This window comes from Pseudomonas syringae CC1557 (assembly GCF_000452705.1).
Classification (GTDB): Bacteria; Pseudomonadota; Gammaproteobacteria; order Pseudomonadales; family Pseudomonadaceae; genus Aquipseudomonas; species Aquipseudomonas syringae_F.
The window spans coordinates 2,296,551-2,321,055 of the sequence record NZ_CP007014.1; the positions used below are offsets into that span (position 1 = coordinate 2,296,551).

The following is a 24,505-nucleotide window of genomic DNA, read 5'->3' on the forward strand; positions in this document are numbered from 1 at the left end:
TACATCTCCCGAGGTTGTCGATGCCCACGCTCGCGCCACGATGGTTATGGTTTCTCATCCTGCTCAGTAGCAGCGCCCTGGCGGATTGGCGTGAAGCGCTACCCAACGCGCAGGTGGTAGGCAGCGGCGAACTGACACTGTTCGGGTTCCGTATCTACACCGCCAGGCTGTCCAGCCCGGCAAAGCCTTTCACGGCAGACGCTCCGCTGGCACTCGAACTCACTTATCACCGAGACATTGACCGCGAAGACCTGGTGGATGCCAGCATCGATGAGATCAAGCGTATTTCCGGGTCCGCTGTCAGTGCTGAGCAACTGACGGCATGGCGTCAGCAAATGCAGCAATCGTTCGTTGATGTGCAGCCGGGCATGAAGATCACCGGCGTCTATCTACCTGGCCGTGAAGCACGTTTCTATGTGGGCGACAAGCTCCAGCATGTAGTGCCCGACAGTCAGTTTGCCAAGGCATTTTTCTCCATCTGGCTTGACCCGAAAACCCGCAACCCGGAGCTGCGTGAACAGCTGCTCGGGAAAGCAGACTCATGACGATTCACGGAGGGCGCATGCTCAGGAAATGGATGGTATTGCTGGGCCTTGGCCTGGCTTTGAGCGGTTGTGGTGGTGTGCCGGTCACTCACTACAGTCAGGAAGCGCCGAAGCTTGATCTGCGCAAGTACTTCACCGGGCGCGTCGAAGCCTGGGGTATGTTCCAGAAGCGTTCAGGCGAAGTCACCAAGCGCTTTACCGTGGTGATCGATGGCCATAATGAAGGCGAAGTATTGGTGATGCACGAGGCCTTCAGCTACAGCGATGGCACCAAACAGGTTCGCGAATGGCGCCTGCGTCCCGACGGTCCTGGCCGTTGGAAGGGTACGGCAGGGGACGTGGTCGGTGAGGCGCGTGGCGAAGTGTCGGGCAACAGCTTTCACTGGAATTACGTGCTCAGGCTGCCGGTGGACGGCACCGAGTACGACGTCAGTCTGGATGACTGGATGTACATGATCGATGAGCAGACCCTGGCCAATCGTTCGTCGATGACCAAGCTGGGCGTTGAGGTAGGGCAGATAACGCTGTTCTTTCGCAAGACTGACAAGTAGTTAGCGCCTCGCTATGCGAGGCGCAATACCGTTCAACCGCCGGTCATGTTCATGAAACGTACCACCTGCACACCGTCGTCGTGAGTGAAGTTGTGGCTCCACGGCTTCAACTGCATGGCGTCGATGATTGCCTTCTCAAGCTTCTGCGGCTGACCGGGGTTGGCACGCAGCACCGACTTCAAGTCCACTGAATGCTCGTTGCCCAGGCACAGCAGCAAACGTCCCTCAACCGTCAGGCGCACACGATTACAGGTGCCGCAGAAGTTATGGCTGTGCGGAGAAATAAAGCCGATGCGAATGCCCGGCGCTTCCGCCAGACGCCAGTAACGCGACGGACCTTGGGTGGAGTCAGTGGACGGCACCAGCGTATAGCGCTCGGCAATGCGCTCGCGAACCTGATCACTTGAATAGAAAGACTCGGCACGACTGTGCTCGCTGATGATGCCCAGCGGCATTTCTTCGATGAACGAGACGTCCAGATTACGATCAATGGCGAACGCCAGCAGGTCGTTGATCTCGTGATCGTTACGGCCATCCATTACGACACAGTTGAGTTTGGTATGGACAAAACCGGCAGCATTGGCGGCATCGATACCGGCGATGACCTTGTTCAGGTCACCGGTGCGGGTCAGTTCGCGAAAGCGCTGCGGGTCGAGGCTGTCCAGGCTGATGTTCAGGCGTGTGACACCCGCGTTGAATAGTGGCGCTGCCAGTTTGTCCAGCTGCGAGCCGTTGGTGGTCATGCACAGTTCGCGTAAACCGGGCAGGGCGGCGATTCGCTCGCAAAGCCCGACCACACCGGCACGTACCAGCGGCTCGCCACCCGTCAGACGAATCTTGCGAGTGCCCAGCGCGACGAAGCGCTCGGCCACTTGGAGGATCTCTTCCAGGGACAGGATCTGTTGGCGAGGCAGAAACGTCATCTCTTCGGCCATGCAATACACGCAGCGGAAATCGCACCGGTCGGTGACCGACATGCGCAGATAATCGACTTTACGGGCAAAGCGGTCCATCAGGACGGGTTCGGACATTTCACCTTCTAACTGATTGATAGAGCTGCATTCCGTTTGGAGGCCAGCGTGTGACAGGGGTTCAGGTCTTTTGCACACTGAACGCCATGTAGCTCTGGCGGACAGGCTGGCAGAGTGCCTTGATTCACCTTCATATTAGCCATAGAAGACGCTTATTGCACAGGCTGGATGCCCGCCACGCTAACCGAGGCGAATTGCCGCAGTCCAATTGCTTGTTCCGATGCGTTCATCGACTGGCTCTATGGCAAGCGCTCTGGCACGTGCTGATCAGTCCGGATGCGCCGCTGTGCTGCGTTCGTAGCGTTCGAGTAAAGGCTGAATGCTAATACCGTGCACCAGAATACTGAGCGCCACAACCGACAGCGTCATACCGATCACCACATCGCCGACATCATCCGCCAGCCCGTGCGACAGGGCAAAGCACAGGTAATAAAGACTGCCAATACCGCGAATGCCGAACCAGCCCACCAGCGCCTTTTGCCGGTGGTTGAGCAAATTCCGGCTGACCAGTAACCAGACGCTTGCCGGGCGGATGACGCAGAACAATGCCAGCCCCAGGCCAATCGCACGCCAGTCCCAGTATGTGGCCAGTGCCGCGCCCAGCAAGGTGATCAGCAGCACTTCCATGGCCCGTTCCACCAGGCTGCCGAACGCCAGCATGTCCCCCATCATCACCCCGGCAGCCAGTTGTGAGTCGCTGAGATCGTCGGCTTTGGCCACAGTGCCTTGTTCCAGCGAAGCCGTCATATGGCCTAATACGGGCTGCGCTACGTGTTCCGACGGCAGTTCCGAGCACGTGGCGCGGACTTCGGCCTGACGCAAGCCGAAGCCTGCGGCGAAGACCGACAGAAAGCCGAACGCGCCCACACTCTGGGCGATCACATAGGCCAGCGCGATCAGCGCCAGGGCCAGAAAATCGTTGGGCGAAGTGGTGCTGTCGGCGTTTTTGACGCGCAGAAAAATCATCAGATGGCCGACACCGCGTCCCATTCCATAGCCAATCAACAACCCGGCCGGTACAGCCCAGATCAGGTCCTTGATCAGCCATTCTTCTATCCAGTTGGCCATGCCGCCGCCTGACGTCAGGTACAGCAGGGCAAAGATCACAAAGGGGAATGCGGTCCCGTCATTGAGCCCGGCTTCACCGGACAAGCCAAAACGCAGCCGATCCTGATCCTGTGCGCTATTGACCTGCACCATGCCCGCCAATACCGGGTCGGTCGGCGACAGCATCGCGCCGAGCAGCACCGACACGCCCCAGTCCAGGCCGATGATGTAATGCGCTGCGACGCTTACTCCGGCGATAGTCGCCAGCATTACTGGCCCGGCCAGCCAATAGGCCGAGTGCCAGGCCTTTCCGCTCAAAGGCAGGCGCAACTTGATGCCTGTGCCGAACAACGAGAACAGCACCGCCACTTCGGTCAGGCGCTCCAGCCATTCGTGGGATTGTTTGAAATTCAGGTCCACGACATCAAGGCCCATCGGGCCGATACCGAAACCAAAGGCCAGGCACACCGCTGAGGTGGTGACTGGCATCCAGCGCAAATAGGAGGAGGTGAGCGCCAACAGCATCAACAGGACGCCGAGCACGCTCATGCAGACAATAAAACTCATAGAAAAAGAACCACCGTTGAATGCGCCTTGAGAAGAGGGCGTAACGGTGGGACTCCCCTATGCGGTAATAAGTTGAAATAATTTGCCCGGCGGCGAAAAACCTCTGCCGCTGGCTGCTTGCGAAGGCGCGTCCAGCGGGCAGGCCTGTGACCGACTAGCGCTCGATGCTGCGGCTCCAGCGTGCGTTCCATTCAGGGCGGATCAGGTTGACCTGATCCCAATCAATGGTCACAGCGGTATCCAGGTATTTTTCCATCGCCTCAACCTGAGGGCGCGTCTTGTCGCTGGTCGGGGTTTTCGGGTTGGACGGGATCTGATCGCCGAACTCCAGTGCCGGTGCCTGAGCTTCAGGCGTCAGCAGATAGGCCGCCAGCTTCTGTGCCAGTTCTGGCTGGTTATTGTTGGCCAGCGTACATTCCGCCACGTTGAGCACCACGCCGCCTTCCTTGGGCGATGCATATTCCACCGGCACGCCTTTGATTTTCAAGGCGGTCACCTGGGTGGGCGTCAGCGGAAAAATGGCCGCTTCGTCGGTCTGTACCATCTCGGAGATCTTCGCCGAACTGGCGATGTATTCCAGCACATTGGGGCCGATGGTTTTCGGCCAGGCCTTGAAGCCAGGCTCGACATCTTTCTCACTGCCGCCCTGAATGCGGTTGAACATCAGGAAACCATGCAGGCCGAAGGTTGAAGAGGCCAGCGACTGGAATACCACCTTGTCCTTGAAGCGCTTGTCGGCCAGGTCCATCCACGAGGTTGGCGCGCTCCAGCCCTTCTCCTTGAACATGCGCGTGTTGTAGGCCAGACCCGTGACGCCGAGGCTGACGGCTGCTGCCTGTTCCTTGATTTTCGCCTTGGCTGGCAGATCACTTAACGCGGCGCTGGGTTGCAGGGTGTCGCACAGGCCCATGGAAATGGCCCGATACATGATGCCGTCGTCGAGGAATATCACGTGCATCTGCGGGTTGTCTTTGCTGGCCTGCGCCTTGGCAAGGATGTCCGCCGACGTACCGGGCACGATCACCACCTTGACGTTGTTGGCTTTCTCGAAAGCAGGCAGAACCTGATCGGCATACAGCCGTTCCATGGTCCCGCCGTTCATGCCGAGATACAGCGTCGTTTCAGCCTGCGCAGGCATGCAAAACAGTGCGGCTGCCAGTGGCAGGCAGGACAGACCGGTGAGGGCGAGGTGTTTGCTGCTTTTCATAGGGACGATCTTCCTCTGTGCAATGGGATGACGTTCGTAACGGGTTCAAGCGGAATGGGAGATTGTTGAAAGCGGCCAATGGAAAAGGCGTCGAGCGAGATCAGCGAAGACCCTTCACAGACCCATTCAGCCAGCGCTTCGCCAGCCGCCGGACCAATCTGGAAGCCTGCTCCTGCAAAGCCAAAACCATGCAACAGGCCCGGTCGGGTCATGCTCGGGCCCAGCACCGGTTCACGATCCGGTAGATAACCTTCGGTGCCGCTCCAGGTGCGAATGGCCTGCGCCCCGGCGAGCGGCGGATACAGCTCGACCGCGTTGCGCAGGATATCCAGCAACGCTGCCTGTCCCGGTCTGGCGCGGGCTGGATCAAGGGCAAAGCCCTGGCCGCCACCGAGCACGCAGTTGCCGCGGGCGACCTGTCGGGCATAGATACCGCCGCCCTCGACGCCTGTGCTGACGTCCATGAACATCGGCAGTGGTTCGGTGACCAGCATCGCCGGATGCCCGGAATACATCGGCACCGGTTCGTCGAATTGAGCTGCCAGTTGCCCGGCCCAGGCGCCTGCGCAATTGAGCAGCCAAGGGGTGCGCAGGGTCAGGCCGCCAGTGGTTTTGACGGTAAAGGCAGTGCCGTCATGGCTGACTTCACTGACGGCCGCCTGTTCGAAGACTTGCGCACCGGCCTGGCGAGCGGCGCGGGCGAAGGCCGGTGATACCAGGCGCGGATTGGCATGCCCGTCGTCGGCACACAGCGACGCGCCAACGGCAACATCACCCGCCCACGGGTAGCGAGCGCGCAGTTGCTCGCGGTCAAGCAGTTGCAGGTTCAGGCCAAACCCGCTGCTGGCCTCGGCATAGCTCCGCAAGGCATTCATGTCCTGCTCGCTGCGTGCCAGTTTGAGATGGCCCGAGCGTTGGTACTCGCCGTCGGTGCCGATCAGTTCACGCAGGCTGCCCCAGATCTGGTGCGCCCGTTGTGACAGGGGCAACTGTGACAAGGGACGACCCTGGCGTCTGACCCCGCCATAATTGACGCCGCTGGAGTGCGAGCCGCAGAAGTCGCGCTCCAGCAGGGCGACGCGCTGGCCTTTGCGGGCCAGCGCCAAGGCCGCCGACGCACCGACAATGCCGCCGCCAATCACAACGGCATCGGTTTCAATCAGCGCGCTCATGATTGCTGCTCCAGCGCTTGTGGCTCGACGCCGAACGGAATGGGTTTGATGGGTGCCTGGCCACGCAGACGCCCGACTTGCTCAACAGGGCGTCCACTTTCGCAAGCCACGATCTCGGCCGCCGCGAGGCCACACATCCGCCCCTGACAGCGGCCCATGCCGATCCGGCACATGGCCTTGACCCGATTGATCTCCCAATGACCCTCCTGCACGGTGCTGCGAATGTCGCCCGCAGTCACTTCTTCGCAGCGGCACACCAAGGTTTCGTCCGGTACGTTGGCGGCCCAGTCCTCGGGAAACGGAAACGCGGTCTCCAGACCGTGGCGAAAACGCTCGATGCGTTGCAGTTCAGTTTTCAGATCGCTGATGCGCAGCGCGTCGACGCTGAGACCGCGGTCCTGCAACAGACCAAGGGCGGCAAGTTCACCGGCCATTTCCGCCGCGTCTGCGCCCATGATTCCCGCGCCATCGCCTGCCAGGTAAACGCCCGACACGCTGCTGCGTCCGCAGTCATCGCGCACCGGCAACCAGGCGCGGTTCAAGGTGCTCCAGCCAAACTCACAGCCCAGCAGATCAGCCAGTTGCGTTTCGCTGCGCAGTGCATGGGCAAAGGCCACGGCATCGCAGGACAGATGAGCTGATGTGTCGTTACGTGCCTTGTCGTTACGAGCCCACTGGATACCAGTGACCCGCTGTTCACCCTCTATGCGCGAAAGCTGCGCACCCTGATGCACCGGGATGCCTCGAGCGGTCAGCCATGCGCGGTAATACAGGCCCTTGGCGAGCGTGGCCGGCTGACCCAGCAGCGCGGGCAGTGCCTTGCACTGGGCCGAGAAGGGCGCGCTGTCGAGCACCGCGACCACCGTTGCGCCAGCCTTGGCGTATTGATAGGCCACCAGATACAACAGAGGCCCACTGCCGGCAAACACCACGCGCTCGCCAATCGCACAGCCCTGATATTTAAGGGCGATCTGCGCGGCGCCCAGGCTGTACACGCCGGGTAGGGTCCAGCCGGGCACGGGCAGAATGCGGTCAGTGGCTCCCGTGGCGACGATCAACTGAGCGTAATCGAGGGTTGCGGTTTTGCCGTTTTGCAAGGTGTCGAGTTGCCCGTTTTCGGCGTTCCAGACCAGCGTTTGCGGCCGGTAGTCAATGTGCTCTGTCAGCGTATCGAGACTTTGATGCAGCGCCACTGCCTTGCCGCTTTCAAAACCGTACAGTGCCTTGGCCGAGCGCTGGAAGTTTTCCGGCTGACGACGATAGACCTGGCCGCCGCCGCGCAGGCCTTCGTCGATCAGGCTGGCCTTGATGCCGTGGGCCAGCAGCGTCTGTGCGGCGCGAATGCCGGCGGGGCCTGCGCCGATGACAACTACGTCTGTTTCGTTCATGTCCGCCGCCCCGGTTCGCGAATCACCGTCAGGCCGGCTTCCAGCAGCGTGGAGCACGCACGTACCCGCTGACCATCACCCAGGCGTACCCAGCAATCCTGACACGCCCCCATCATGCAGAACCCGGCACGCGGTTCTGCGCTGAAATCGCTGCCGCGCAAGTGCTCGCTGGCGGTCAATACCGCAGTCAACAGCGTATCGCCCAACAAACCGCTGGCTGGTTGGCCATCAAGGGTGAAAGAGAGCGCCGGGCGGTCGCGCTCGACCAGTCGCTTGAGCAGTGCCATAACGTGAAAGCTCCGGGTTAGTGTTTGCCGACCAGCACGCGATCCAGGCCGTAGACCCGATCCAGCAGGATCATGGTGGCAGCGGTCAGGGCGATGACCAGTGCCGACACGGCGGCCATCATCGGGTCGATGGATTCGGTGGCGTAGACGTACATGCGCACCGGCAGGGTCTGGGTGGCAGGTGAGGTGACGAAGATCGACAACGTGACTTCGTCAAAGCTGTTGATGAATGCCAGCAGCCAGCCGCCCGCCACGCCGGGCAGGATCATTGGCAGGGTAATCTGGCGAAACAGCGTGAAGCGACTTGCGCCCAGAGACTCGGCAGCATGTTCGGCGCTGCGGTCGATACCAATCGCAGCTGCCAGCACCAGCCGCAGCACATAAGGCGTGATCACCAGTACGTGAGCGAAGATCAGCCAGGTGAAACTGCCGTTCACACCCATCAGCGCGAACAGGCGCAGCATCGCCACGCCCAGCACCAGATGCGGAATGATGATCGGTGAGAGAAACAGCGCGTTGAAAAAGTTGCGGCCCGGGAATTTTTGTCGGGTGATTGCCAGGGCGGCTGGCACTGCGATCAACGTCGCCAGGGTCGCCGAAATGAACGCCAGAATCAGGCTGTTGTAGAACGAGTCGATAAAGTCCGCCCGTTCGAACACGGCCTTGAACCAGCGCAACGAGAAGTGGGTGGTGGGCAGGCTCAGGGTATTTTCCGGGGTGAAGGCCACCAGGCACACCACCACCAGCGGGGCCATCATGAAAATTACGACCAGCGCGTGAAACGACAGGGCCAAAGGACCGTTCTTGGACATGGATCATTCCCCCAGAGTTTTTTTGTAACGGCCTTCGATCATGCGATTCCACGACAGCATCACCAGCAGATTGACCAGCAGCAGCGCAACCGCGAGGGTCGCGCCCATCGGCCAGTTCAGTTCCGAGAGGTATTGGTCGTAGATCACGGTGGCGACCATCTTCAGACGGCGTCCGCCGAGCAGGCCGGGAATGGCGAATGAACTGGCAGCGAGGCCGAACACGATCAGCGAGCCGGACAGCACGCCGGGCATGACTTGCGGCAGCACGATCAGGCGCATCACTTTTGCCTGACTGGCGCCCAGCGACAGCGCGGCCTGTTCGGCGGTCGGATCGAGCTTCTGCAACGAGGTCCAGACCGGAATGATCATGAACGGCAGCATCACGTGGACCAGCGCGATGATCACCGCAAAAGGGGTGTACAGCAGTTTCACCGGGCGCCCGCCCATGAACTGGATGGCCTGGTTGATCAGGCCGTCGGCGCCAAGCAGCAGGCTCCAGCCAAAGGCCCGGACGACCACTGAGATCAGCAGGGGCGTAAGGATCAGAATCAGGAAGATCGATCGCCATGGTGTGCCCATGCGACTCAGAATGTAGGCTTCCGGTACGCCGATCAGCACGCACAGCAGGGTGACCAGCGCACTGATCCAGAAGGTGCGCAGGAAGATTTCATAAAAGTACGAGTCGGTGATCACCGCCGTGTAGTTGGCGAGTGTGTAGCTGTCGCTCTTCACCCCGACCTGATAGTCGAACACATTGAACGACAGCACCAGGGTCAGGCCCAGCGGCAGCACCAGCAGGCCGATGTACAGCGCCAGCGCAGGGGCTGACAGCCAGTAGCCGCGTCCGCCCTGACGCATCTCGGTCAACAGGCTCATGCACGCACCTCGTCGGCATCCAGCACGCGCAGCAATTCGCTCGGCCAGTCCATGCCGACCGGTGCGCCTTCTTCCAGTGGCGCCTGTCCATCGTTACGGCGCACAACGGTGACTTCGCCGATGCCGGTCTGGATGCGATACAACCATTGGCTGCCGAGAAAATAGCGTGTGGTGATGCGCCCCGACAGACGCCCGCAACCGGGTTCAACCAGGTCGATTTTCTCCGGGCGCAGGCTTAGGGTCAGCGCACCTTCGCCAGGCGTCTGCCGAATCTGTGGGCAGCCGCTGCTGTCCAGATCGCCCTGCAACATATTGGCCTTGCCCACGAAGCCTGAAATGAACCGGGTGCGTGGGTGTTCGTAGAGCTTGTATGGCTCGTCGATCTGGGTGATGCGTCCGGCCTGCATGACCACCACCCGGTCACTGATCGACAGCGCTTCAGCCTGATCGTGGGTGACCATCAGTGTGGTGATGCCTACTTCATTCTGAATGCGGCGAATTTCGAACTGCATTTCTTCGCGCAGGTTGGCATCCAGATTCGACAGCGGTTCATCAAGAAGCAGCACGGGCGGTTCGATCACCAGCGCCCGCGCCAGAGCAACGCGCTGCCGCTGTCCGCCGGACAATTCACGTGGGTAACGCGTGGCATGCTGGCCGAGGCGAACCAGCTCCAGTACGCGGGTAACGCGCTGTTGCAGTTCGGCAGCGGGCACCTTGCGCATCCGCAGACCAAACGCAACGTTGTCGGCCACGGTCATGTGCGGAAACAGCGCGTAGCTCTGAAATACCACCCCAAGACCCCGGCTGCTGGGCTTGGCGTGGGTGATATCACGACCGTCGAGCACGATGCGCCCGTCGCTGACGTCGACGAAGCCCGCGATCATTTGCAATGTGGTGGTTTTGCCGCAACCGGAGGGGCCGAGCAGCGAGACGAATTCGCCCTTGTCCACGGACAGGTTGGTTGCAACGACCGCGTCTATGGAACCGTAGCGTTTGGAGAGACCTTCGAGCTGCAGAAATGCCATGCCTGCTTCCACCTTAATACGTGCGCGCCGAGGCACGCGTTTGTCATGGGCAGATGCGAAATGAAGTCATGCAATTCTGTGGACGTTGGCGCTCGCTCTGAGTCGGCTGCCGATGATTGTTCAAATCGCCCCTGTGGACTGAGAGTAGGACGAAGGCTAGGATGCGCTCAATGGCAAATTTCACTGAACAACATATTTTTTTGAATTAATTCATTCAGTGATAATTAAAAGAGAAATAAACATGAATAATTCCACTGATCGGAATTCTGATTCTCGCGACGTGGGTGTCGGAGCTGTTTCCAGACTGTTCGCCATCCTCCGCTGCCTGGGCGATTGCGATGAAGGCGGTGAACGCGTAACGCAACTGGCGCAGCGTGTCGGCTTGTCGCAACCGACCACCCACCGCCTGCTGCGCAGCCTGATGGACGAAGGCATGGTCGAGCAGGATGTGCTCAGCAAGCGTTACCGGCTGAGCATCGAATTCTTCGCGCTGGCGGCCAAGGCCGGCAACAGCGGCAATCTGCGTGACCTGGTGCGGCCGAGCCTGCTGCGCCTGTCTGCGTCGCTGGGTGACTCGCTGTTTCTGTTGGCGCGTAGTGGCTTTGACGCCATCTGCCTGGACCGCAGCGAGGGCCCTTATCCGATTCGCACCTTCACCGGAGACATCGGTGGTCGCGTCGCGCTGGGCGTGGGGCAGGGCAGCCTGGCGATTCTGGCGTTTCTGCCCGAGGACGAGCGCGAAACGGTGATTGCCTACAACCTGCCACGGCTCAAGGACTTCCATCTGTATGACGAAGTGTTTCTGCGCTCGGAAGTCGACAGCGTTCGCCGTCTCGGCTATGCCGCCCGTAACACCGGCGCGCTGCCAGGCATGGCCGGGCTGGCGGTGCCGATCATGGACCGCAACGGGCGTGCGGTAGCAGCGCTCAGCGTGGCGACCATCAGTGACCGGTTAGGGCCTGATCGCCTGCTGACCGTAGTGGAGTTGCTCAAGCGCGAAGCGGCCACCATCAGTGCCCGAATCAATCCGTTTGACCCGTCGCTGCGGCGGCCCAGTCAGGTGTTCGGGCAGGCGGAGTAAATGTCTGTTTTGGAGCGAAGCAGGACCGTTTACGCCCATCCTGTGCGGCTCAATCCTTCGGCCTTGAACACCAGCGCTTTCAGACCGCCGTCGACGCGTGCGTCGGGGAATTCCGGCGGGTTTTCCAGGCGTTCCTGAAACCGCAGGCAGGGCGCTTCGACGGCGGTGTGCTCGATCAGGAAGTCCGGGCCCAGCGCCGGGTCGTTCATGCACGCCAGCACTGTGCCGTCTTCGTCCAGCAACTCCGGCAGACGACGCAAGACGCGCTGATAGTCCTTGTCGAGCATGAAGCTGCCTTTCTGGAAGGAGGGCGGGTCAATGATGATCAGGTCATACGGCCCCGAGCGAGTCACTCTGGCCCATGATTTGAACAGGTCGTGCCCCAGAAACGTCACACGGCTGAGATCATGCTCGTTAAGCCGATGGTTCTCGCGACCGCGGTTCAGCGCAGCGCGGGCCATGTCCAGATTCACTACATGATCGGCGCCCCCGGCAATGGCCGCGACCGAGAAACCGCAGGTGTAGGCGAACAGATTGAGGATGCGCTTACCCTTGGCGTGAGCCCGCACCCAGTCGCGTCCGTAACGCATGTCCAGAAACAGGCCACTGTTCTGTTTCTTGCCGAAATCGACCTTGTAGCGCAGACCGTTTTCGCTGATCACCCATTCGTCCATCATCTCGCCCGCCAGCGACTGCGTGGTGCTGTGCGGCAGATAACGGTGTTGCAACAGCAGGGTATGAGCCTGGCTTTGCTGCCACTGCGGTGTATCGATCAGCTCGGTCAGCAAGTGCGTCAATGCGTCCAGTTCGGATGCTTGCGGTTCCTTGAACACACAGACCAGCACCACGCCCTGCAGCCAGTCTACAGTCACGTGCTCCAGGCCTGGCCACACGCGGCCACGGCCGTGAAACAGTCGGCGGGTTTCGGTCGGGACAGTGCTCAGGGCGTTGAGCAGGTAGTGTTGCAGGATCGCGAGTGCTTCAGGGGTCATGACAGCGGTCGGTTATGAAAGGCGGCGTATGGTAAACGATTTCAGCGCAGGGGAATCACGGGGTTCAGCGTGGCATGTAGCGGCGTTGCCAGCGGTGCGGAATCTTCAGCGAAGCCAGGCCGAGTAATGCCGACAAACTGCCGCTGATCAGTAACGCGTTGAGCCCGAGGCGTTGTTCAAGCATCGCGCCCATCACCGCGCCAATGAACATGCCCACCCAGGGAACCAGTTGAATACGCCAGCCATGCTTGCGCTCGCCCAACATCCAGCGCCCCAGACCGCGGCCGAATCGCGACAGCGCGCCCGTTACGTAGGTCAGGCCGACCGGCAGGCCATTCACCTGTTCAACAGCGGCGTTAAGCATGCCCATCGCCAGAATGGCCCAGACCAACGCCAGTATATTGCTGTCCAGCGGCCATGCCGCAGCGGCACACAGCAGCGTGGCGATGCCCAACAGCAGAGGCAGCGCGCGTCTGCCGCCGCGCCGGGCAACAACGACGCCCAGCGCGTTGCCGATTATGAAGGTAAAGATGGCCAGGGCGAGGCGGGCCGTCACGTTGAGGTCGCCGTCACTGATCGCGACCGCAAGGCGAGTGGTGTTGCCGCTCATGAACGAAACGAAATCACCGGTCGCCATGAAGCCGATGGCATCGGTCATGCCGGCCAGCACCGACAGGCTTGCGGCCAGCGTCATGCCGACCCTGCCGCGCCATTTCTGCATGTGCAGATGCCTGGGGCTGGCGCTGACGTTGGCGGGCGGTGGCAGCATAAAAGGTCCTCTGGACCATCAGCGACGTTACTGTCAGAGACTCAGAGCGGCTTGGCACGCACGATTCTTTTCGCGCGCACTTCATCGGCATACGCCTTGAGCTGATCGGCGTCGCTGTAGAGTCGGTTGACCATCTGCAGAATGGCAGTGACGTCGACGTCCTTCATTTGCGAAGCGAGCTTGAGGATTTCTTCTGCGGTGTTCTCAAGATTTGTTGCAGTGCCTTTCAAGTGCTTTTTCAGCTCTTGAGTCGACTTATTGAGCGCCATACGTGTTCCTGTGCGAATACCTGAAATTCCATGCCCGGAGCATGGCTTTTTCCGTGATAACAATCAATCCGGCATGCGCGTTGCGTGCGCATTGATAGGGGTATCGGCGTTGTTCCGGTCAGGTTTAGCCCGCAAGTCGCTATTCAATCGTCGCGGGTCAACACTTCCAGCAGCTCTATCTCGAATGTCAGGTCGGAGCCGGGCGTGATATGAGCGCCCATGGACCTGTCGCCATACGCCAGATGGGCAGGCACAAACAACTGGCGTTTGCCGCCGACTTTCATGCCCATCAGGCCCAGGTCCCAGCCCTTGATGACGCGTCCGGTACCGATAACGCACTGGAACGGCTTGCCACGTTCATGCGAAGAATCGAAGACGGTTCCGTCCTTCAGCGTGCCGGTGTAGTGGGTGGTGATCAGTGCGCCCTTGACCACAGCCTTGCCATCGCCGAGCTGTAGATCGGTGACCTGTAAATCATTGCTCATTGCCGGGTTATCCAGTGAGTGTGACGGGTGGGCTTTCTCGCAGAAATGACCGTCCGTGACAAGTCGCCTGAACGAAAACGGGGAAGCTTTCGCTTCCCCGTTCGGGCTACACAGTGTGTTATTTCAGAGGTTCTGTGAGCTGACAACCATGGCCTGGGCAATGTTTGCTTTCTGCTCCTGGGTGAAGCCGTCCCAGATGTTGGTCTTGGCATAGTAACCAAGGCCTGCCAGGCAGTAGAGGCTAAGGGTCAGGACAATGACGATAGAGACGAACGTCCAGCGGCCTTCGTCATCGCTTTCCCGCGTGAAGCTGCGGGAGTAGTTGTCCTCTGCGCTGCGGAAGAACAACGCGGACGACAGACGCTTGAGCCACTGGAACATATGAACAACAACGATACGCAGCATGGGGAGATCACCTCAAATGTTAATAAAACGGGTTGCCGGGATGCCGGTACTGGCATCGGGTGCAAAAGCTGAAAACGAAAAAAGCCCGTCTATGACGGGCTTTCTTTTTATGATTCTGGTCTGCAGGGCAAATGAACCGAGGTTCACAGATCGTCTCCTGGACGCTGCGCCTGCATGACGTTATGGCAACATTTTAAAACAAATGATTTCTCGCTTCTACCCGATAGTCGCTGTTGTCAGACAACTGGTCGTCTCTGATGGTGTGGCAAAACGTCGCTGGGGGTCCTGGTTGGCGTTCACGTGGACGCTCATCAAGAGGGGCTTATCAGTCAACTTTTGTAATACATCTGCGAAGTACGAAACAGTTGGACATATTGTACGATCAGCGCCCGTATTGATTTTCAGGACTGTATGAATACCCTCCAGGAGCCTCCGAGTTGTCCTCCTTCCTTCGTTTATGACTGGCCGGTGATGTCCTTTTCGCCGAGCAGGCCGTTCCATTCAAACGTCGATCTACCCAGCCTCTTGCACTGCATCGATTCCGCCAGGCCTTCGTGTCCAGGCATTGCAACGCCGTGTCTGACGTATCGCCTTGGCGTCTGGTCTACAGTGACCCAAGCCACTCCCCACCATTTTTCCCGTGAGGCTGCATAACTACCATGGAATGGATTGCTGACCCCACCGCATGGCTTGGCCTGCTGACCCTCATCGTGCTGGAACTGGTGCTGGGTATCGACAACCTGGTGTTCATCGCCATCCTGGCCGACAAGCTGCCGCCAGAACAACGCGACAAGGCCCGTGTCATCGGCCTTTCGCTGGCGCTGATCATGCGCCTTGGCCTGTTGGCGAGCATCTCCTGGATGGTGACGCTGACCGAGCCGCTGTTCGAGATATTCGATAAAACCTTCTCCGGACGTGACCTGATCATGCTGTTCGGTGGTGTGTTCCTGTTGTTCAAGGCCACCATGGAATTGCACGAACGGCTGGAAGGCCATGTGGCCCAGCGCGCCGGTAACGCAGCGTATGCGCTGTTCTGGCCTATCGTTGCGCAGATTGTCGTACTGGATGCCGTGTTCTCGCTGGACGCCGTCATTACGGCCGTCGGCATGGTCGAGCACCTATCGGTGATGATGATCGCGGTGATCTTCTCCATCGGCCTGATGATGATTGCCAGCAAGCCGCTGACCAAGTTCGTCAACAGCCGCCCGACGGTGATCATGCTGTGCCTGGGCTTCCTGATGATGATCGGTTTCAGCCTGACCGCCGAAGGCCTGGGTTTCCATATTCCCAAGGGCTATCTGTATGCAGCGATTGGCTTCTCGATCCTCATCGAAGTGTTCAACCAGATCGCTCGCAAGCGCAGCAAGAAGTCTGCGCATGGCCACCTGCCGCGTCGTGAGCGTGCTGCCCATGTGGTGATGCGCCTGCTGGGTGGTCGCAGGCTGGAGTCAGGTGATGCCGACGAGGAAATCATCGATATGCTGGAAGGCGAAAGCAGCGAGCCTGTGTTTGATCGCCGCGAGCGGGTGATGATCAGCGGCGTTCTGCAACTGGCCGAGCGGCAGATTCGCACGGTCATGACCCCGAGGGCCGAGATCGACTACATCGACCTCACCGACCATGCCGAGAAGATTCGCCTGAAACTGATGCACTCTTCGTACTCGCGATTGCCATTGATCGGCGAGGGCGGCATCGACGAGCCATTGGGCTTTGTGCACAAGAAAGAGCTGTTCAAGGAACTGCTGTCCGGCAACCAGCCAGACCTGAAGCTGATGTCACGCAAGGCGATCAACCTGCTGGAAAGCTTCACGATCCTCAATGCTCTTGAACAGATGCGCAAGGAGTCGACCCACATTGCATTCGTGGTCAACGAGTTCGGTGATTTCATCGGCGTCCTGAGCATGACCGACATTCTGGAATCCATCGCCGGTCAGTTGCCGGACGCCAGTGAAGTCGAAGGCCCGGACATCGTCGTGCAGGGTGATGAATTCGTGGTGTCGGGTGCCTTGAACCTGAGCCTGATTCGCGAGCGTACCGGCTTTCAGGCCAAGGCCACCGAGGATTACCAGACCCTGGCCGGCCTGGTCATGAGCCTGCTCGACCGCCTGCCGTCAAAAGGGGACAGCCTGAGCTGGCAGGGCTGGAACCTGAAAGTGGTCGGTGTGGAAGAGCGACGTGTGACACGGGTAGTGCTGCAAAAGCCGCCCGACAACGGTGCTGGCAAATAAGCGCCGAGCTATAAAAAACGGGGCCTTCTCCAGTGAGCAGGCCCCGTTTTCATGTGTGCGCCACACTCATTTTCGACGCGGGCGCGACACCACTGATTCGATATTCTTGCGCCCGATCAGCCTGGCTTGAGCAGGTTCTGCAGCCACTGGCGGCGCTTCAGCCAGCCACTTGAACATCACCAGACAATCCACCAGCCCCAACCGTGCATGACGGTAAGCCTTCGGCAAACGCCCGACCGTTTCAAAACCCAGCTTGGCCCACAGTGCAACCGCTACCTCGTTGCTGGCGACCACCGAATTGAACTGCATCGCCAGAAACCCACTGTCCCGCGCCAGTTGCTGCGAATGCTCACACATCAGCCGCGCTACACCACGACCCCGCGCTGCGTCCGTCACCATATAGCCGCAATTGCAGACGTGATCACCCGGTCCTGCCGCATTGGCCTTGAGGTAATAGCTGCCCAGTAACTGGCCGTCTTCTTCGGCAATCAGGGTGTGCAGCGGTAGCGTCATCCACAGATTGCGCGCTTGCTCCTGAGTGAGCGCAGGATCGTAAGCGTAGGTTTCCTGAGCGACAACGACAGCCTGAAAGGTGGGCCAGAAGCGCTCGAAGTCTTCCGGGGTCATGGGGCGGATCTGGATCATGAGTGGCCTGGGTGAAAGTGGGCTTGAATTGAGGGGCTGTACGTTATCTTGGGTGCGCTACCACTTCCAGGCTTTTTCGGTGAACTCAGCAGTGGAGGGGAGCACGCTGTGAAGGAAATTCAGGTACTTGTTGAACAGTGCCTCGTGCTGGAAGCGGGCCTCGAAGCCGAGTGTGACGTCAGTGCGGTGAGTGACGATCATCAGGCGTTTGCGGTCGACGGTGACGAAGTTGTACTCGCCCCATGGCAGGCTTTGTTCGTGGTGGATGGGGTTTTCCCAGTTAAGTAGCTTGATGGCTGCGATAAAGGCCATGGCGACAGGGCCGACGAGGAAGAGCAGTGAGCCGGTTAGGATGGCTACCATGACGAATAACAGAATGACGGCTATCGCGATGCATTTGAAAAAGGAGGAGGCGAAGTTGGGGTAGTGGAGGTAGTACTCAAGGTGGGCTCTGTCGGTTTTGATGGTGTAGTTGTAGATGGTTTTTTGGCGCACGCCTAGAGCTATGATATAGATGGCGGCGCCTGCGAAGGTATACACCAGATAAAGTGCATCAGAGGGAGTCTCCAGATAGACATCCCGGCCGAGCCATATGCAGAAGCTCATGGGCAGTGCGCATATAAATATCGTACCTAGCTGGGTCCAAAATATTTCATTGGGGGATCTTGCCATGGTTTTTATTGACCAGTTAAAAATATCATTGCCCGCTAGGCTCGGACTGATTGTTTCAGTATTATCTGAATCATCATTGATGTTGTGTGTGGTTTTTTGCAAGTTAGGCGCTGTCGTTTTTTCAGTCATCAATGTTATTCCGCTATTTCAAGGGCCAACGTGCTGGCTCGGTTGGATGCTTTTATCTCCAGTTCGGTGTGCGCCAGCCCGTCGGCTGCTGTATCACCCTTGCTATTAAGCTCCAGTTGAAACAGATAGCCTACATCCTGTTGTCCAGGCTCTATCAGGCTGTCGGGATACCATATCTGTAGTTCCAGATACGTTGCGTCTTTCCCAAGAGGTACCCAGGTTTCCCATACAATGTCTTCACCTTCAGGAGGCATAAGCGGAAATGTGAAATCTTCTTGGGCTTGGCGAGCTGGCTTATTGACAAGATTTTTGAATTGATCAACCTTCTTGAACTGTCCTCTGTCGAGAAAGGGGTCGAGTATCGGGTCATCAATTTTGGCTACAGGCAGTACGCCCAGTGGACGTTCACTACTGATGATATTAAAATGTACGGATTGTCCGCGCACTGCGCTTGGCAGAAGAATTTGCACGCCAGCACCGTATTGCACCGGAGCACTATAGGGGGTATCTCTACCAAAATAATGATCTTCGTCGCGTGTGGTGCTTTTAACATGAACCTGAGGGCTCAGCTGTATTGTGAGCAGAGCAAGTTTTTCTTCAAGTTGACCACCTGCATCTGCTGGGTAACGATAATTGATTGATTTGGACCAGCTGCATCTCTGCAGCCACCATCCAACGCTATCTTGCTTGAAGTAATTTAACGCCATGGAGGTCAATAGATAAATCACACCTGTTAGCAGAATTGCTACGCTAAACCACGGGCTCATTGCAACCAATGTATATGAACTTGCGGGAAGAAATCCTGCGGCGACCTGGAATGTGCTGCCCGCCGCCATAAGTCCTACTGAGCCAAATTTTATACGTGTTGCAGTTGCCTCTTCAGTTGTTTTTGTTTTAGTCAGGTCATCATAGATGTCTATTAGCTCCAACATGGCCGCCGCTATCCCAAACGCCCCCATCGCCACCATCGAAACCCGGAACCCGCTTATCGCTTCCCCCCACTCGAGATTACCCCTTGCCTTCCAGTACCCCGAGGACCTGTCCAGAATTCCGACATTTCTGCCATCAATCAATACCGGCGTCGCATCCTTGATCACGCGCCAGGGCGCCTCGACAAACACCGCCATCAACAGGTTAAAGCTATACCCCAACCCATAGGTAACCTTGCCAATGTCCTTCAGACTGAAATCCCCATCTTTCGTCAGGTCCCGATAGGTGAGGGCGGTATTGATGAAGTTGACCATGATCACGCCCCAGGTGATCGAGCCCGCGATACCGCCCAGCTTGTCGATCCAGCGTTTGGCGTGGGCGAGCCAGTCCTTGGTAATGGCTTTGCCGGTCTGGAAGTACTGGCGAATTTCGTCCTGCAACTGCTTCGCATATTCTTTGTTCTGAAAGTCGAGCAGGGCGGGCATGCTCAGTTCATGCAGACGAAGTCTTTCCCTCAGGGCATTCAGGTGGTTGGCGGTGCTTTTGCGGGTGTTGTAGGCGGTCGGGTAGAGCCAGCTGCGGCGAGTGTCGCTGATCTGTTTGTTAAGCACCTGCCACTCACGTATCCACTGTTTGAGCCTGGTGAAGACCTGTGGATTGATCGCGATACGTGTCGGCGAATCAAGCAGGACCTGACCGATCAACAGCGTGCGAATCAGGGCAACGATGTTCTGCTTTTTGCCAATTGCGTGGCGGCTGTCGATAGGCACCCACGCCAGCAGGATACTTTCAAGTGTCGCCTTGCCTGCGCCGCTGGCCAGTTCGCCGAGTGCTTTGAAGGTGTCTTGAACCGGTTGCTTCAGTGCCTTCATCCACGGTTTGTCGGCAAAGCCCTGATGATTGAGGGCGCCATTGAGCTCGCCGATGCGCGTGGCCAGGTTAGTCACGTCGCCGAGGCCGTTGAGCAGTGCATTGGCTTCCTGATGCAGGGCGTCTTTAAGCGCGGGCGAGAAGCCATAGCGCAAGGTGCCAAACAGGCTGCTGGTGTTGGCTTCCTGTTCGGCAAGCCAGGCGCTGGCTGCGTTGTCCTGCGCGTAGATGATCTGCAGATTGAGCAGGATCATTTGCAGGTACAGCAGGGTGTTCGGGTGAGTGGTGTCGATGAACAGCTTGAGTGGTTCTGTGCCCAGGTATGTCGACCACTGGCGGAAATCGCTTTGTGTGTCACGCACCTGTTGCAGCAGTGTGTCGCCGGCCGGCAGATGATGCAGGAGGTACTGACGCGCACCTGTCAGATCGACTTCGCGCCGCCATTTATGGCGATCCTTCCAGACTTGCGCGTCCTGTTCGGAAGGTGCGCTACCATAACGCGCTTCAATGGATTTGCGCATGTCTAAACTTTTGAACATGTCCGGCAGCACCAGAAAGTCTCCGGGCACCGAGCTGCTGTTGATCTGCGCCTCTTCAATGATGCATTGATCAAACCAGGCCTCGACGTCGCTCAGGTACTGGTGCGTTCCAGCCGCATCACCGCGTACCGATGCGGGCAGTTTCTCCGGTTCGCTTTCAGCGCCACACAGCGTGGTAACGGTCTGGGCGATCTGAATCTTGTGTTCGTGTTCGGCTTGCCAGTTGCGGCATGCCGCCTGATCGGCGGCCAGTTGCATGCCCAGGTCATTGAAAACGGCCAACGGGTCGTCAAGGGCGATGAGCAGCGAGCTGTCCTTGTCGTCCACGCTGCCCAGCCAGAAAACGTCAGCGCCGACAGGCGAAAACAACGATGTGGCCTCGTCGCCGGATGGCGAACGGGCAGTGGGAATCGCCGAATCTGCAAAACGGCCGTCGTCAATAACGTTGCCTTTGTCGACATCCGCCACGGCCTCTGCGATGTGGTTTAGCGGCAGGGTGTCCGGCTCGGCCATGGTGATGCAGTAGCGGGGCAGGTCCAGCGCTTTCATCCATAACGCGCGACTCGGCGGGTTGGAGCGCATGTGCTCGCATATACGCCATGTCCACTGGAGCGGCGAAAACGCGATGTGCAGCCGGTTGCTGCGCGGGTAGAGCAGGAACGGTTTGCCGTCAGTGCCACCGCTTCGCTGATCGCTGCCCACCTGCGCGTCGCTCCAGACGATTTTGCTCAGATGGCCGTCAGCGGCAGACACTGCGTATTCATGCAGCGTTCCGGCTGTTTCGTCGAAGACGTAAACGTAGCCGTCGTACAGTTGGCGCAAGGTGTAACTGCGCGTTTTCAACGTCGGCAGGCTGGCCCATTTACCGTCTTTGGGCAGCGGTTTCAATTGTTTGGGATCAGCATCATAGCGCGAGCGATCCAGCGCATAGCGCACCGGCACGATAGCGATGCTCGGCCCCTTGAAGGGGCACAGGCTGGTCGCCGTAGCCGGAGTCTTGTCGAAGCATGCTGCACGTCGTTGTTGGCGCGTGCCGTTTTTATCGGTCATGCCGGGTGCCCTTGTCTTCATGAAGTTTCTGGCGGTATTCATCGAGCGAGTTGACGCGCAGCTCTGGTGGCATGTGTTGAAGTTGGGGGGGCAGGGTCTGCCATAACTGATAGGGGCTTTGTGGGTCACTCACAAAATTCAGCCCCCACGCGTGGCAGATATCTGCCCATGTCGCTAACGCGTACTCGCTGACCAGTCCACACTCAGAGCCGCTGTCCACAGCTCGCTTCAGCCATATGGCTATCTGATCTTCGGTCAGGTTCGCAAAAGCCTGCGGATCCTGCTCTTTCAGCCAGTTATGAATACGGTCTTCAAAGAGCCATCGATAGCATTCTTTCAGGGCAAGTAACTGTGGCTCGCCCAGCAGAGCGAAATGTTCTTGCCAGCGTTTTTTCGGATGCTGGTTAACAAATGTTGCAGGTAGTGAAGAGGGGTTGTGCTGCCAGGCATGCCTCGGAAGCTGCACCCAAAGCTGATTGATAGGCCCCAATATCTGGCTTATATGCTCGTTGTCGTAAGTGGATAACCAGTAGTGCATCACCAGCGGATCCGCAAAGCGCAGGAGGCTTGAATTGCCGAGGTAGTCGAATGGGCATAGAAACCGGCACAGGTGCTCGGCTACATTTTTCAGGGAGGCATTGCTGGAAAATATACTCGCGTCAGTTCGTAACGTGGTTGGCTCAAGCCATTCGCGAATCAGCGAAGATTCTGGTGGAACCCTCACCAGCACAGGGCCCTGATTCATGACCGCTGACCAACGCGTTCCCAGATACAGCGGCATGATCTCCATAGGCTCGGCACACTGATACAACTGCTTGATTGCATCAGGCCGCAACACTCCGTCAATCAGCAGGTAGTTGGCCTGATTCATGACGTGGCTTCCGCGGCTGCTCGCTCGCATTGCTCGCAAAACGGAGTGCGCTTTATTGTCCGTGCTTGTGCGGGAGTCAGCAGCTCCCCGGCTTTTGCTGCATCGGCATGCTTTACCAGGCCTGGCAGCAACGGTGCGACACCCGAACCATTACCAGCGATGCCACCCGAGTTGAGCTTCACCTGTGGGCCCATGATCGTTACACCACCGGCGTCCAGCTTAATGAAGGAGCCAGCGACTTTGAGGGTGATCTCCAATCCTGCTTCGATTACCAGTTTGCTTCCGGCTTTTATGTGAATCTCTCTTCCGGCCTCCGCCAGCAATCTATCGCCCACGTTGATGTGTTGTGTTCCGGCCACCGTCAGATGGTCATTCATTTTGAGCTCAGTCAGCCGGTCGCCATCAACGGTCCGATGCTCCTCTGCCTTGAACTCGCTGTAGCTATTGGCTTCAACCCGGTCATAGCGCTCATGACCGACGTTGATTGTCTGATCGTGCCTGATGTGTTGCTCCCAGTCGCGCTGGGCATGAAGGTAGATCTGTTCCTGGCCGGTCCGGTCCTCTATGCGCAGTTCGTTCGAGCCTTCGCCGCCAGGGCTACTCAAGGTTTTGAACACACTGCGGGTCTGATGCGCGGGCAAATCGTAGGGCGGGACATGCTCGGCGTGGTACAGGCAGCCGCTGATCAGCGGCCGGTCGGGGTCGCCCTCAAGAAAGGTCACCAGCACTTCCATGCCGACTCGCGGGATGACCATGCCGCCGTAACGATGGCCGGCCCAGCTGGACGAAACCCGCAGCCAGCAACTGCTGCGGTCATCGCCCTGGCCTTCGCGATCCCAATGAAACTGCACCTTGACCCTGCCGTGCTTGTCGCAGTGGATTTCCTGATCTTTCGGGCCGGTGACCACGGCGGTCTGGCTGCCGAAAATCCTCGGCTTGGGGTGACGCAGGGAAGGGCGGTACAGCGTCTTCCATGGCGTGGCCAGAAACGTATTGCGATAGCCCTGATGAAAGTCGTCATCGCCCTTGCCAATAGATGATGATTCCTCCAGCACCTGCGGCTGACGGCCTTCGTGGCGCACTTCGGTCAGTAGCCAGAGGTCGTTCCAGTCCTGGTTGGGATGTTCGCTCAGCTGTAGAAAATGACCGCTGACCAGTCGGGGCTGATTACTGTGTCCCTCGCCGAGCCGGTAATCGTGGCGGTGCCGTTCAAGCGCACGTATGGCCAAATGTGCACCCCGATCACGATGGCTGAAGCCGCTGGGGTAATCGTAGTGCTCAAGGTCTGGGTGGTCCTCATCCTGTGCCGAGCCCTCCATGGTCAGGAATGGTTTTTCAAAATGGTAATCGCGCCGGGTAGCGCTACTGGAGCGGGTTTCCAGACGCAACTGGAAATGCCTGATCACCGGATCGTCGGCGGCCATGCCGGTGTCTTGCTTGTAGGTCACCGGCCCCAGTTTCGCGAACACCGTCTGGTCATCGCCAAACACCAGCTGATGCGCTGTCGGGCTGTGTTCAAAGTGGTAATGCAGACCTTCCTCTTCACACAGTCGCTGGACGAAGTGCAGATCAGACTCGCCATACTGCACGCAGTATTCTCGCTCCGGGTACGTTGCGCCGAGTTCGAAGCGGTAGGCGTTGGCCAGCAGACGGTGATCTTCCAGCACCTGGGCGATGATCTGCGGCACCGTCTTGTGCTGGAAAATGCGTTGATTGGTGCGGTGACCCAGTCGGGCCAGATGCGGTCGCAACGTGATTGCGTAATGCGTCAGGCGCGCGCCGGAATCGCCTTGTGCTATGCGATCAACCAACCCGTGGACGCCGCTGCCATCGGGGCTGAATTGCAAAAAAGCCGGGTGCCCAAGCAGGCTTTCAAGTTCCAGCGATGCACACTCGCTGACCAGTTCCAGCGTAAAGCAGAAGGGCTGGCTGATGGCTTCGTGGCCGGTGAATGCAAGTACCTGAAAGCCATGATCAGTGCCGTCGGGGCTATCAAGGCTTAGGGTCAGGTGTTTTGAGTGGGCAGACTTCGCCTTCATAGGGGCCTCCTGTTTAGCCGTTC

The 24,505-nt window shown here is 58.7% G+C and carries 23 protein-coding genes; 4 read left to right on the forward strand and 19 right to left on the reverse strand.

What is annotated here, in order from left to right; translation table 11 throughout:
- The first annotated feature begins 20 nt into the window (after positions 1 to 20).
- Both N018_RS10575 and N018_RS10580 read left to right on the forward strand, forming a co-directional pair.
- Positions 21 to 545, forward strand: a complete 525-nt coding sequence (locus N018_RS10575) for a chalcone isomerase family protein (RefSeq protein WP_025389519.1) — start codon at positions 21 to 23, stop codon at positions 543 to 545.
- A 17-nt stretch (positions 546 to 562) separates the two neighbouring features.
- The gene (locus tag N018_RS10580; protein ID WP_025389520.1) at positions 563 to 1,096 is read left to right on the forward strand and encodes a DUF3833 domain-containing protein; all 534 of its coding nucleotides are present in this window, start codon (positions 563 to 565) and stop codon (positions 1,094 to 1,096) included.
- Positions 1,097 to 1,128: 32 nt separating this feature from the next.
- Here the strand turns inward: N018_RS10580 and moaA are convergent, their stop codons facing one another.
- The 9 genes from moaA to N018_RS10625 all read right to left on the reverse strand — a co-directional run bounded on the left by moaA (position 1,129) and on the right by N018_RS10625 (position 10,508).
- Complete coding sequence (gene moaA, locus N018_RS10585) at positions 1,129 to 2,127, reverse strand: GTP 3',8-cyclase MoaA (RefSeq protein WP_024645740.1); 999 nt, start codon at positions 2,125 to 2,127, stop codon at positions 1,129 to 1,131.
- A 267-nt stretch (positions 2,128 to 2,394) separates the two neighbouring features.
- Positions 2,395 to 3,741, reverse strand: coding sequence for a cation:proton antiporter (locus N018_RS10590; protein ID WP_024645739.1), 1,347 nt, complete (start codon positions 3,739 to 3,741; stop codon positions 2,395 to 2,397).
- Positions 3,742 to 3,895: 154 nt separating this feature from the next.
- Positions 3,896 to 4,948: an ABC transporter substrate-binding protein gene (locus N018_RS10595; protein WP_025389521.1), complete on the reverse strand. Its 1,053-nt coding sequence runs from the start codon at positions 4,946 to 4,948 to the stop codon at positions 3,896 to 3,898.
- Entirely contained in the window at positions 4,945 to 6,120 is a 1,176-nt protein-coding gene (locus N018_RS10600; protein WP_025389522.1) for an NAD(P)/FAD-dependent oxidoreductase, read from the reverse strand. The genes N018_RS10595 and N018_RS10600 overlap by 4 nt, the downstream gene beginning before the upstream one ends.
- Positions 6,117 to 7,508, reverse strand: coding sequence for an NAD(P)/FAD-dependent oxidoreductase (locus N018_RS10605; protein ID WP_025389523.1), 1,392 nt, complete (start codon positions 7,506 to 7,508; stop codon positions 6,117 to 6,119). The genes N018_RS10600 and N018_RS10605 overlap by 4 nt, the downstream gene beginning before the upstream one ends.
- Positions 7,505 to 7,795 (reverse strand): (2Fe-2S)-binding protein, encoded by a 291-nt coding sequence (locus N018_RS10610; RefSeq protein WP_024645735.1) that lies wholly within the window; start codon positions 7,793 to 7,795, stop codon positions 7,505 to 7,507. Before N018_RS10610 ends, N018_RS10605 begins: the two co-directional genes overlap by 4 nt.
- A 17-nt stretch (positions 7,796 to 7,812) precedes the next feature.
- Positions 7,813 to 8,607 carry an ABC transporter permease gene (locus N018_RS10615; RefSeq protein WP_025389524.1) on the reverse strand — a complete coding sequence of 265 codons (795 nt, stop codon included), beginning with the start codon at positions 8,605 to 8,607 and terminating at the stop codon, positions 7,813 to 7,815.
- 3 nt (positions 8,608 to 8,610) lie between these two features.
- Positions 8,611 to 9,483 (reverse strand): ABC transporter permease, encoded by an 873-nt coding sequence (locus N018_RS10620; RefSeq protein ID WP_024676011.1) that lies wholly within the window; start codon positions 9,481 to 9,483, stop codon positions 8,611 to 8,613.
- Complete coding sequence (locus N018_RS10625) at positions 9,480 to 10,508, reverse strand: ABC transporter ATP-binding protein (RefSeq protein ID WP_025389525.1); 1,029 nt, start codon at positions 10,506 to 10,508, stop codon at positions 9,480 to 9,482. The genes N018_RS10620 and N018_RS10625 overlap by 4 nt, the downstream gene beginning before the upstream one ends.
- A 241-nt stretch (positions 10,509 to 10,749) precedes the next feature.
- Here N018_RS10625 and N018_RS10630 point away from each other — a divergent pair, with 241 nt between their 5' ends.
- Positions 10,750 to 11,589 (forward strand): IclR family transcriptional regulator, encoded by an 840-nt coding sequence (locus N018_RS10630; protein WP_025389526.1) that lies wholly within the window; start codon positions 10,750 to 10,752, stop codon positions 11,587 to 11,589.
- 29 nt (positions 11,590 to 11,618) lie between these two features.
- Here N018_RS10630 and N018_RS10635 read toward each other — a convergent pair whose 3' ends face one another.
- The 5 genes from N018_RS10635 to N018_RS10655 all read right to left on the reverse strand — a co-directional run bounded on the left by N018_RS10635 (position 11,619) and on the right by N018_RS10655 (position 14,509).
- Entirely contained in the window at positions 11,619 to 12,581 is a 963-nt protein-coding gene (locus tag N018_RS10635) for a class I SAM-dependent methyltransferase (RefSeq protein ID WP_025389527.1), read from the reverse strand.
- 64 nt (positions 12,582 to 12,645) lie between these two features.
- Complete coding sequence (locus N018_RS10640) at positions 12,646 to 13,350, reverse strand: YoaK family protein (protein ID WP_025389528.1); 705 nt, start codon at positions 13,348 to 13,350, stop codon at positions 12,646 to 12,648.
- Between the two features lie 41 nt (positions 13,351 to 13,391).
- Entirely contained in the window at positions 13,392 to 13,619 is a 228-nt protein-coding gene (locus tag N018_RS10645; RefSeq protein ID WP_007253485.1) for a hypothetical protein, read from the reverse strand.
- A gap of 143 nt (positions 13,620 to 13,762) precedes the next feature.
- Positions 13,763 to 14,104, reverse strand: coding sequence for an FKBP-type peptidyl-prolyl cis-trans isomerase (locus N018_RS10650; protein WP_024645728.1), 342 nt, complete (start codon positions 14,102 to 14,104; stop codon positions 13,763 to 13,765).
- 123 nt (positions 14,105 to 14,227) lie between these two features.
- Positions 14,228 to 14,509, reverse strand: a complete 282-nt coding sequence (locus tag N018_RS10655; RefSeq protein ID WP_024645727.1) for a hypothetical protein — start codon at positions 14,507 to 14,509, stop codon at positions 14,228 to 14,230.
- 659 nt (positions 14,510 to 15,168) lie between these two features.
- Here N018_RS10655 and N018_RS10660 point away from each other — a divergent pair.
- A complete protein-coding gene (locus tag N018_RS10660) occupies positions 15,169 to 16,737 on the forward strand; it encodes a TerC family protein (RefSeq protein ID WP_025389529.1) in 1,569 nt (522 codons plus the stop codon).
- Between the two features lie 66 nt (positions 16,738 to 16,803).
- On the opposite strand, the gene N018_RS10665 is transcribed toward N018_RS10660, so the two are convergent.
- The 5 genes from N018_RS10665 to tssI are packed head-to-tail and all read right to left on the reverse strand — an operon-like array spanning position 16,804 to position 24,482.
- Positions 16,804 to 17,382 (reverse strand): GNAT family N-acetyltransferase, encoded by a 579-nt coding sequence (locus N018_RS10665; protein ID WP_025389530.1) that lies wholly within the window; start codon positions 17,380 to 17,382, stop codon positions 16,804 to 16,806.
- Between the two features lie 57 nt (positions 17,383 to 17,439).
- Positions 17,440 to 18,183 (reverse strand): hypothetical protein, encoded by a 744-nt coding sequence (locus tag N018_RS10670; RefSeq protein ID WP_025389531.1) that lies wholly within the window; start codon positions 18,181 to 18,183, stop codon positions 17,440 to 17,442.
- A gap of 5 nt (positions 18,184 to 18,188) precedes the next feature.
- Positions 18,189 to 21,572, reverse strand: a complete 3,384-nt coding sequence (locus N018_RS10675; RefSeq protein ID WP_025389532.1) for a toxin VasX — start codon at positions 21,570 to 21,572, stop codon at positions 18,189 to 18,191.
- Positions 21,562 to 22,443, reverse strand: coding sequence for a DUF4123 domain-containing protein (locus N018_RS10680; RefSeq protein WP_025389533.1), 882 nt, complete (start codon positions 22,441 to 22,443; stop codon positions 21,562 to 21,564). Before N018_RS10680 ends, N018_RS10675 begins: the two co-directional genes overlap by 11 nt.
- A complete protein-coding gene (tssI, locus tag N018_RS10685; protein ID WP_025389534.1) occupies positions 22,440 to 24,482 on the reverse strand; it encodes a type VI secretion system Vgr family protein in 2,043 nt (680 codons plus the stop codon). The genes N018_RS10680 and tssI overlap by 4 nt, the downstream gene beginning before the upstream one ends.
- Positions 24,483 to 24,505: the final 23 nt, after the last annotated feature.

Bases quoted from the DNA above. Each gene is read 5' to 3' on its own strand.
- N018_RS10665 (WP_025389530.1), bottom strand. From the start codon at position 17,382: ATGATCCAGATCCGCCCCATGACCCCGGAAGACTTCGAGCGCTTCTGG.
- N018_RS10575 (WP_025389519.1), top strand. From the start codon at position 21: ATGCCCACGCTCGCGCCACGATGGTTATGGTTTCTCATCCTGCTCAGT.
- N018_RS10675 (WP_025389532.1), bottom strand. From the start codon at position 21,572: ATGACCGATAAAAACGGCACGCGCCAACAACGACGTGCAGCATGCTTC.
- N018_RS10620 (WP_024676011.1), bottom strand. From the start codon at position 9,483: ATGAGCCTGTTGACCGAGATGCGTCAGGGCGGACGCGGCTACTGGCTG.
- N018_RS10595 (WP_025389521.1), bottom strand. From the start codon at position 4,948: ATGAAAAGCAGCAAACACCTCGCCCTCACCGGTCTGTCCTGCCTGCCA.
- N018_RS10635 (WP_025389527.1), bottom strand. From the start codon at position 12,581: ATGACCCCTGAAGCACTCGCGATCCTGCAACACTACCTGCTCAACGCC.
- N018_RS10600 (WP_025389522.1), bottom strand. From the start codon at position 6,120: ATGAGCGCGCTGATTGAAACCGATGCCGTTGTGATTGGCGGCGGCATT.
- N018_RS10670 (WP_025389531.1), bottom strand. From the start codon at position 18,183: ATGACTGAAAAAACGACAGCGCCTAACTTGCAAAAAACCACACACAAC.
- N018_RS10605 (WP_025389523.1), bottom strand. From the start codon at position 7,508: ATGAACGAAACAGACGTAGTTGTCATCGGCGCAGGCCCCGCCGGCATT.
- N018_RS10625 (WP_025389525.1), bottom strand. From the start codon at position 10,508: ATGGCATTTCTGCAGCTCGAAGGTCTCTCCAAACGCTACGGTTCCATA.
- N018_RS10655 (WP_024645727.1), bottom strand. From the start codon at position 14,509: ATGCTGCGTATCGTTGTTGTTCATATGTTCCAGTGGCTCAAGCGTCTG.
- N018_RS10610 (WP_024645735.1), bottom strand. From the start codon at position 7,795: ATGGCACTGCTCAAGCGACTGGTCGAGCGCGACCGCCCGGCGCTCTCT.
- N018_RS10645 (WP_007253485.1), bottom strand. From the start codon at position 13,619: ATGGCGCTCAATAAGTCGACTCAAGAGCTGAAAAAGCACTTGAAAGGC.
- moaA (WP_024645740.1), bottom strand. From the start codon at position 2,127: ATGTCCGAACCCGTCCTGATGGACCGCTTTGCCCGTAAAGTCGATTAT.
- N018_RS10590 (WP_024645739.1), bottom strand. From the start codon at position 3,741: ATGAGTTTTATTGTCTGCATGAGCGTGCTCGGCGTCCTGTTGATGCTG.
- tssI (WP_025389534.1), bottom strand. From the start codon at position 24,482: ATGAAGGCGAAGTCTGCCCACTCAAAACACCTGACCCTAAGCCTTGAT.
- N018_RS10680 (WP_025389533.1), bottom strand. From the start codon at position 22,443: ATGAATCAGGCCAACTACCTGCTGATTGACGGAGTGTTGCGGCCTGAT.
- N018_RS10615 (WP_025389524.1), bottom strand. From the start codon at position 8,607: ATGTCCAAGAACGGTCCTTTGGCCCTGTCGTTTCACGCGCTGGTCGTA.
- N018_RS10640 (WP_025389528.1), bottom strand. From the start codon at position 13,350: ATGCTGCCACCGCCCGCCAACGTCAGCGCCAGCCCCAGGCATCTGCAC.
- N018_RS10660 (WP_025389529.1), top strand. From the start codon at position 15,169: ATGGAATGGATTGCTGACCCCACCGCATGGCTTGGCCTGCTGACCCTC.
- N018_RS10580 (WP_025389520.1), top strand. From the start codon at position 563: ATGCTCAGGAAATGGATGGTATTGCTGGGCCTTGGCCTGGCTTTGAGC.
- N018_RS10630 (WP_025389526.1), top strand. From the start codon at position 10,750: ATGAATAATTCCACTGATCGGAATTCTGATTCTCGCGACGTGGGTGTC.
- N018_RS10650 (WP_024645728.1), bottom strand. From the start codon at position 14,104: ATGAGCAATGATTTACAGGTCACCGATCTACAGCTCGGCGATGGCAAG.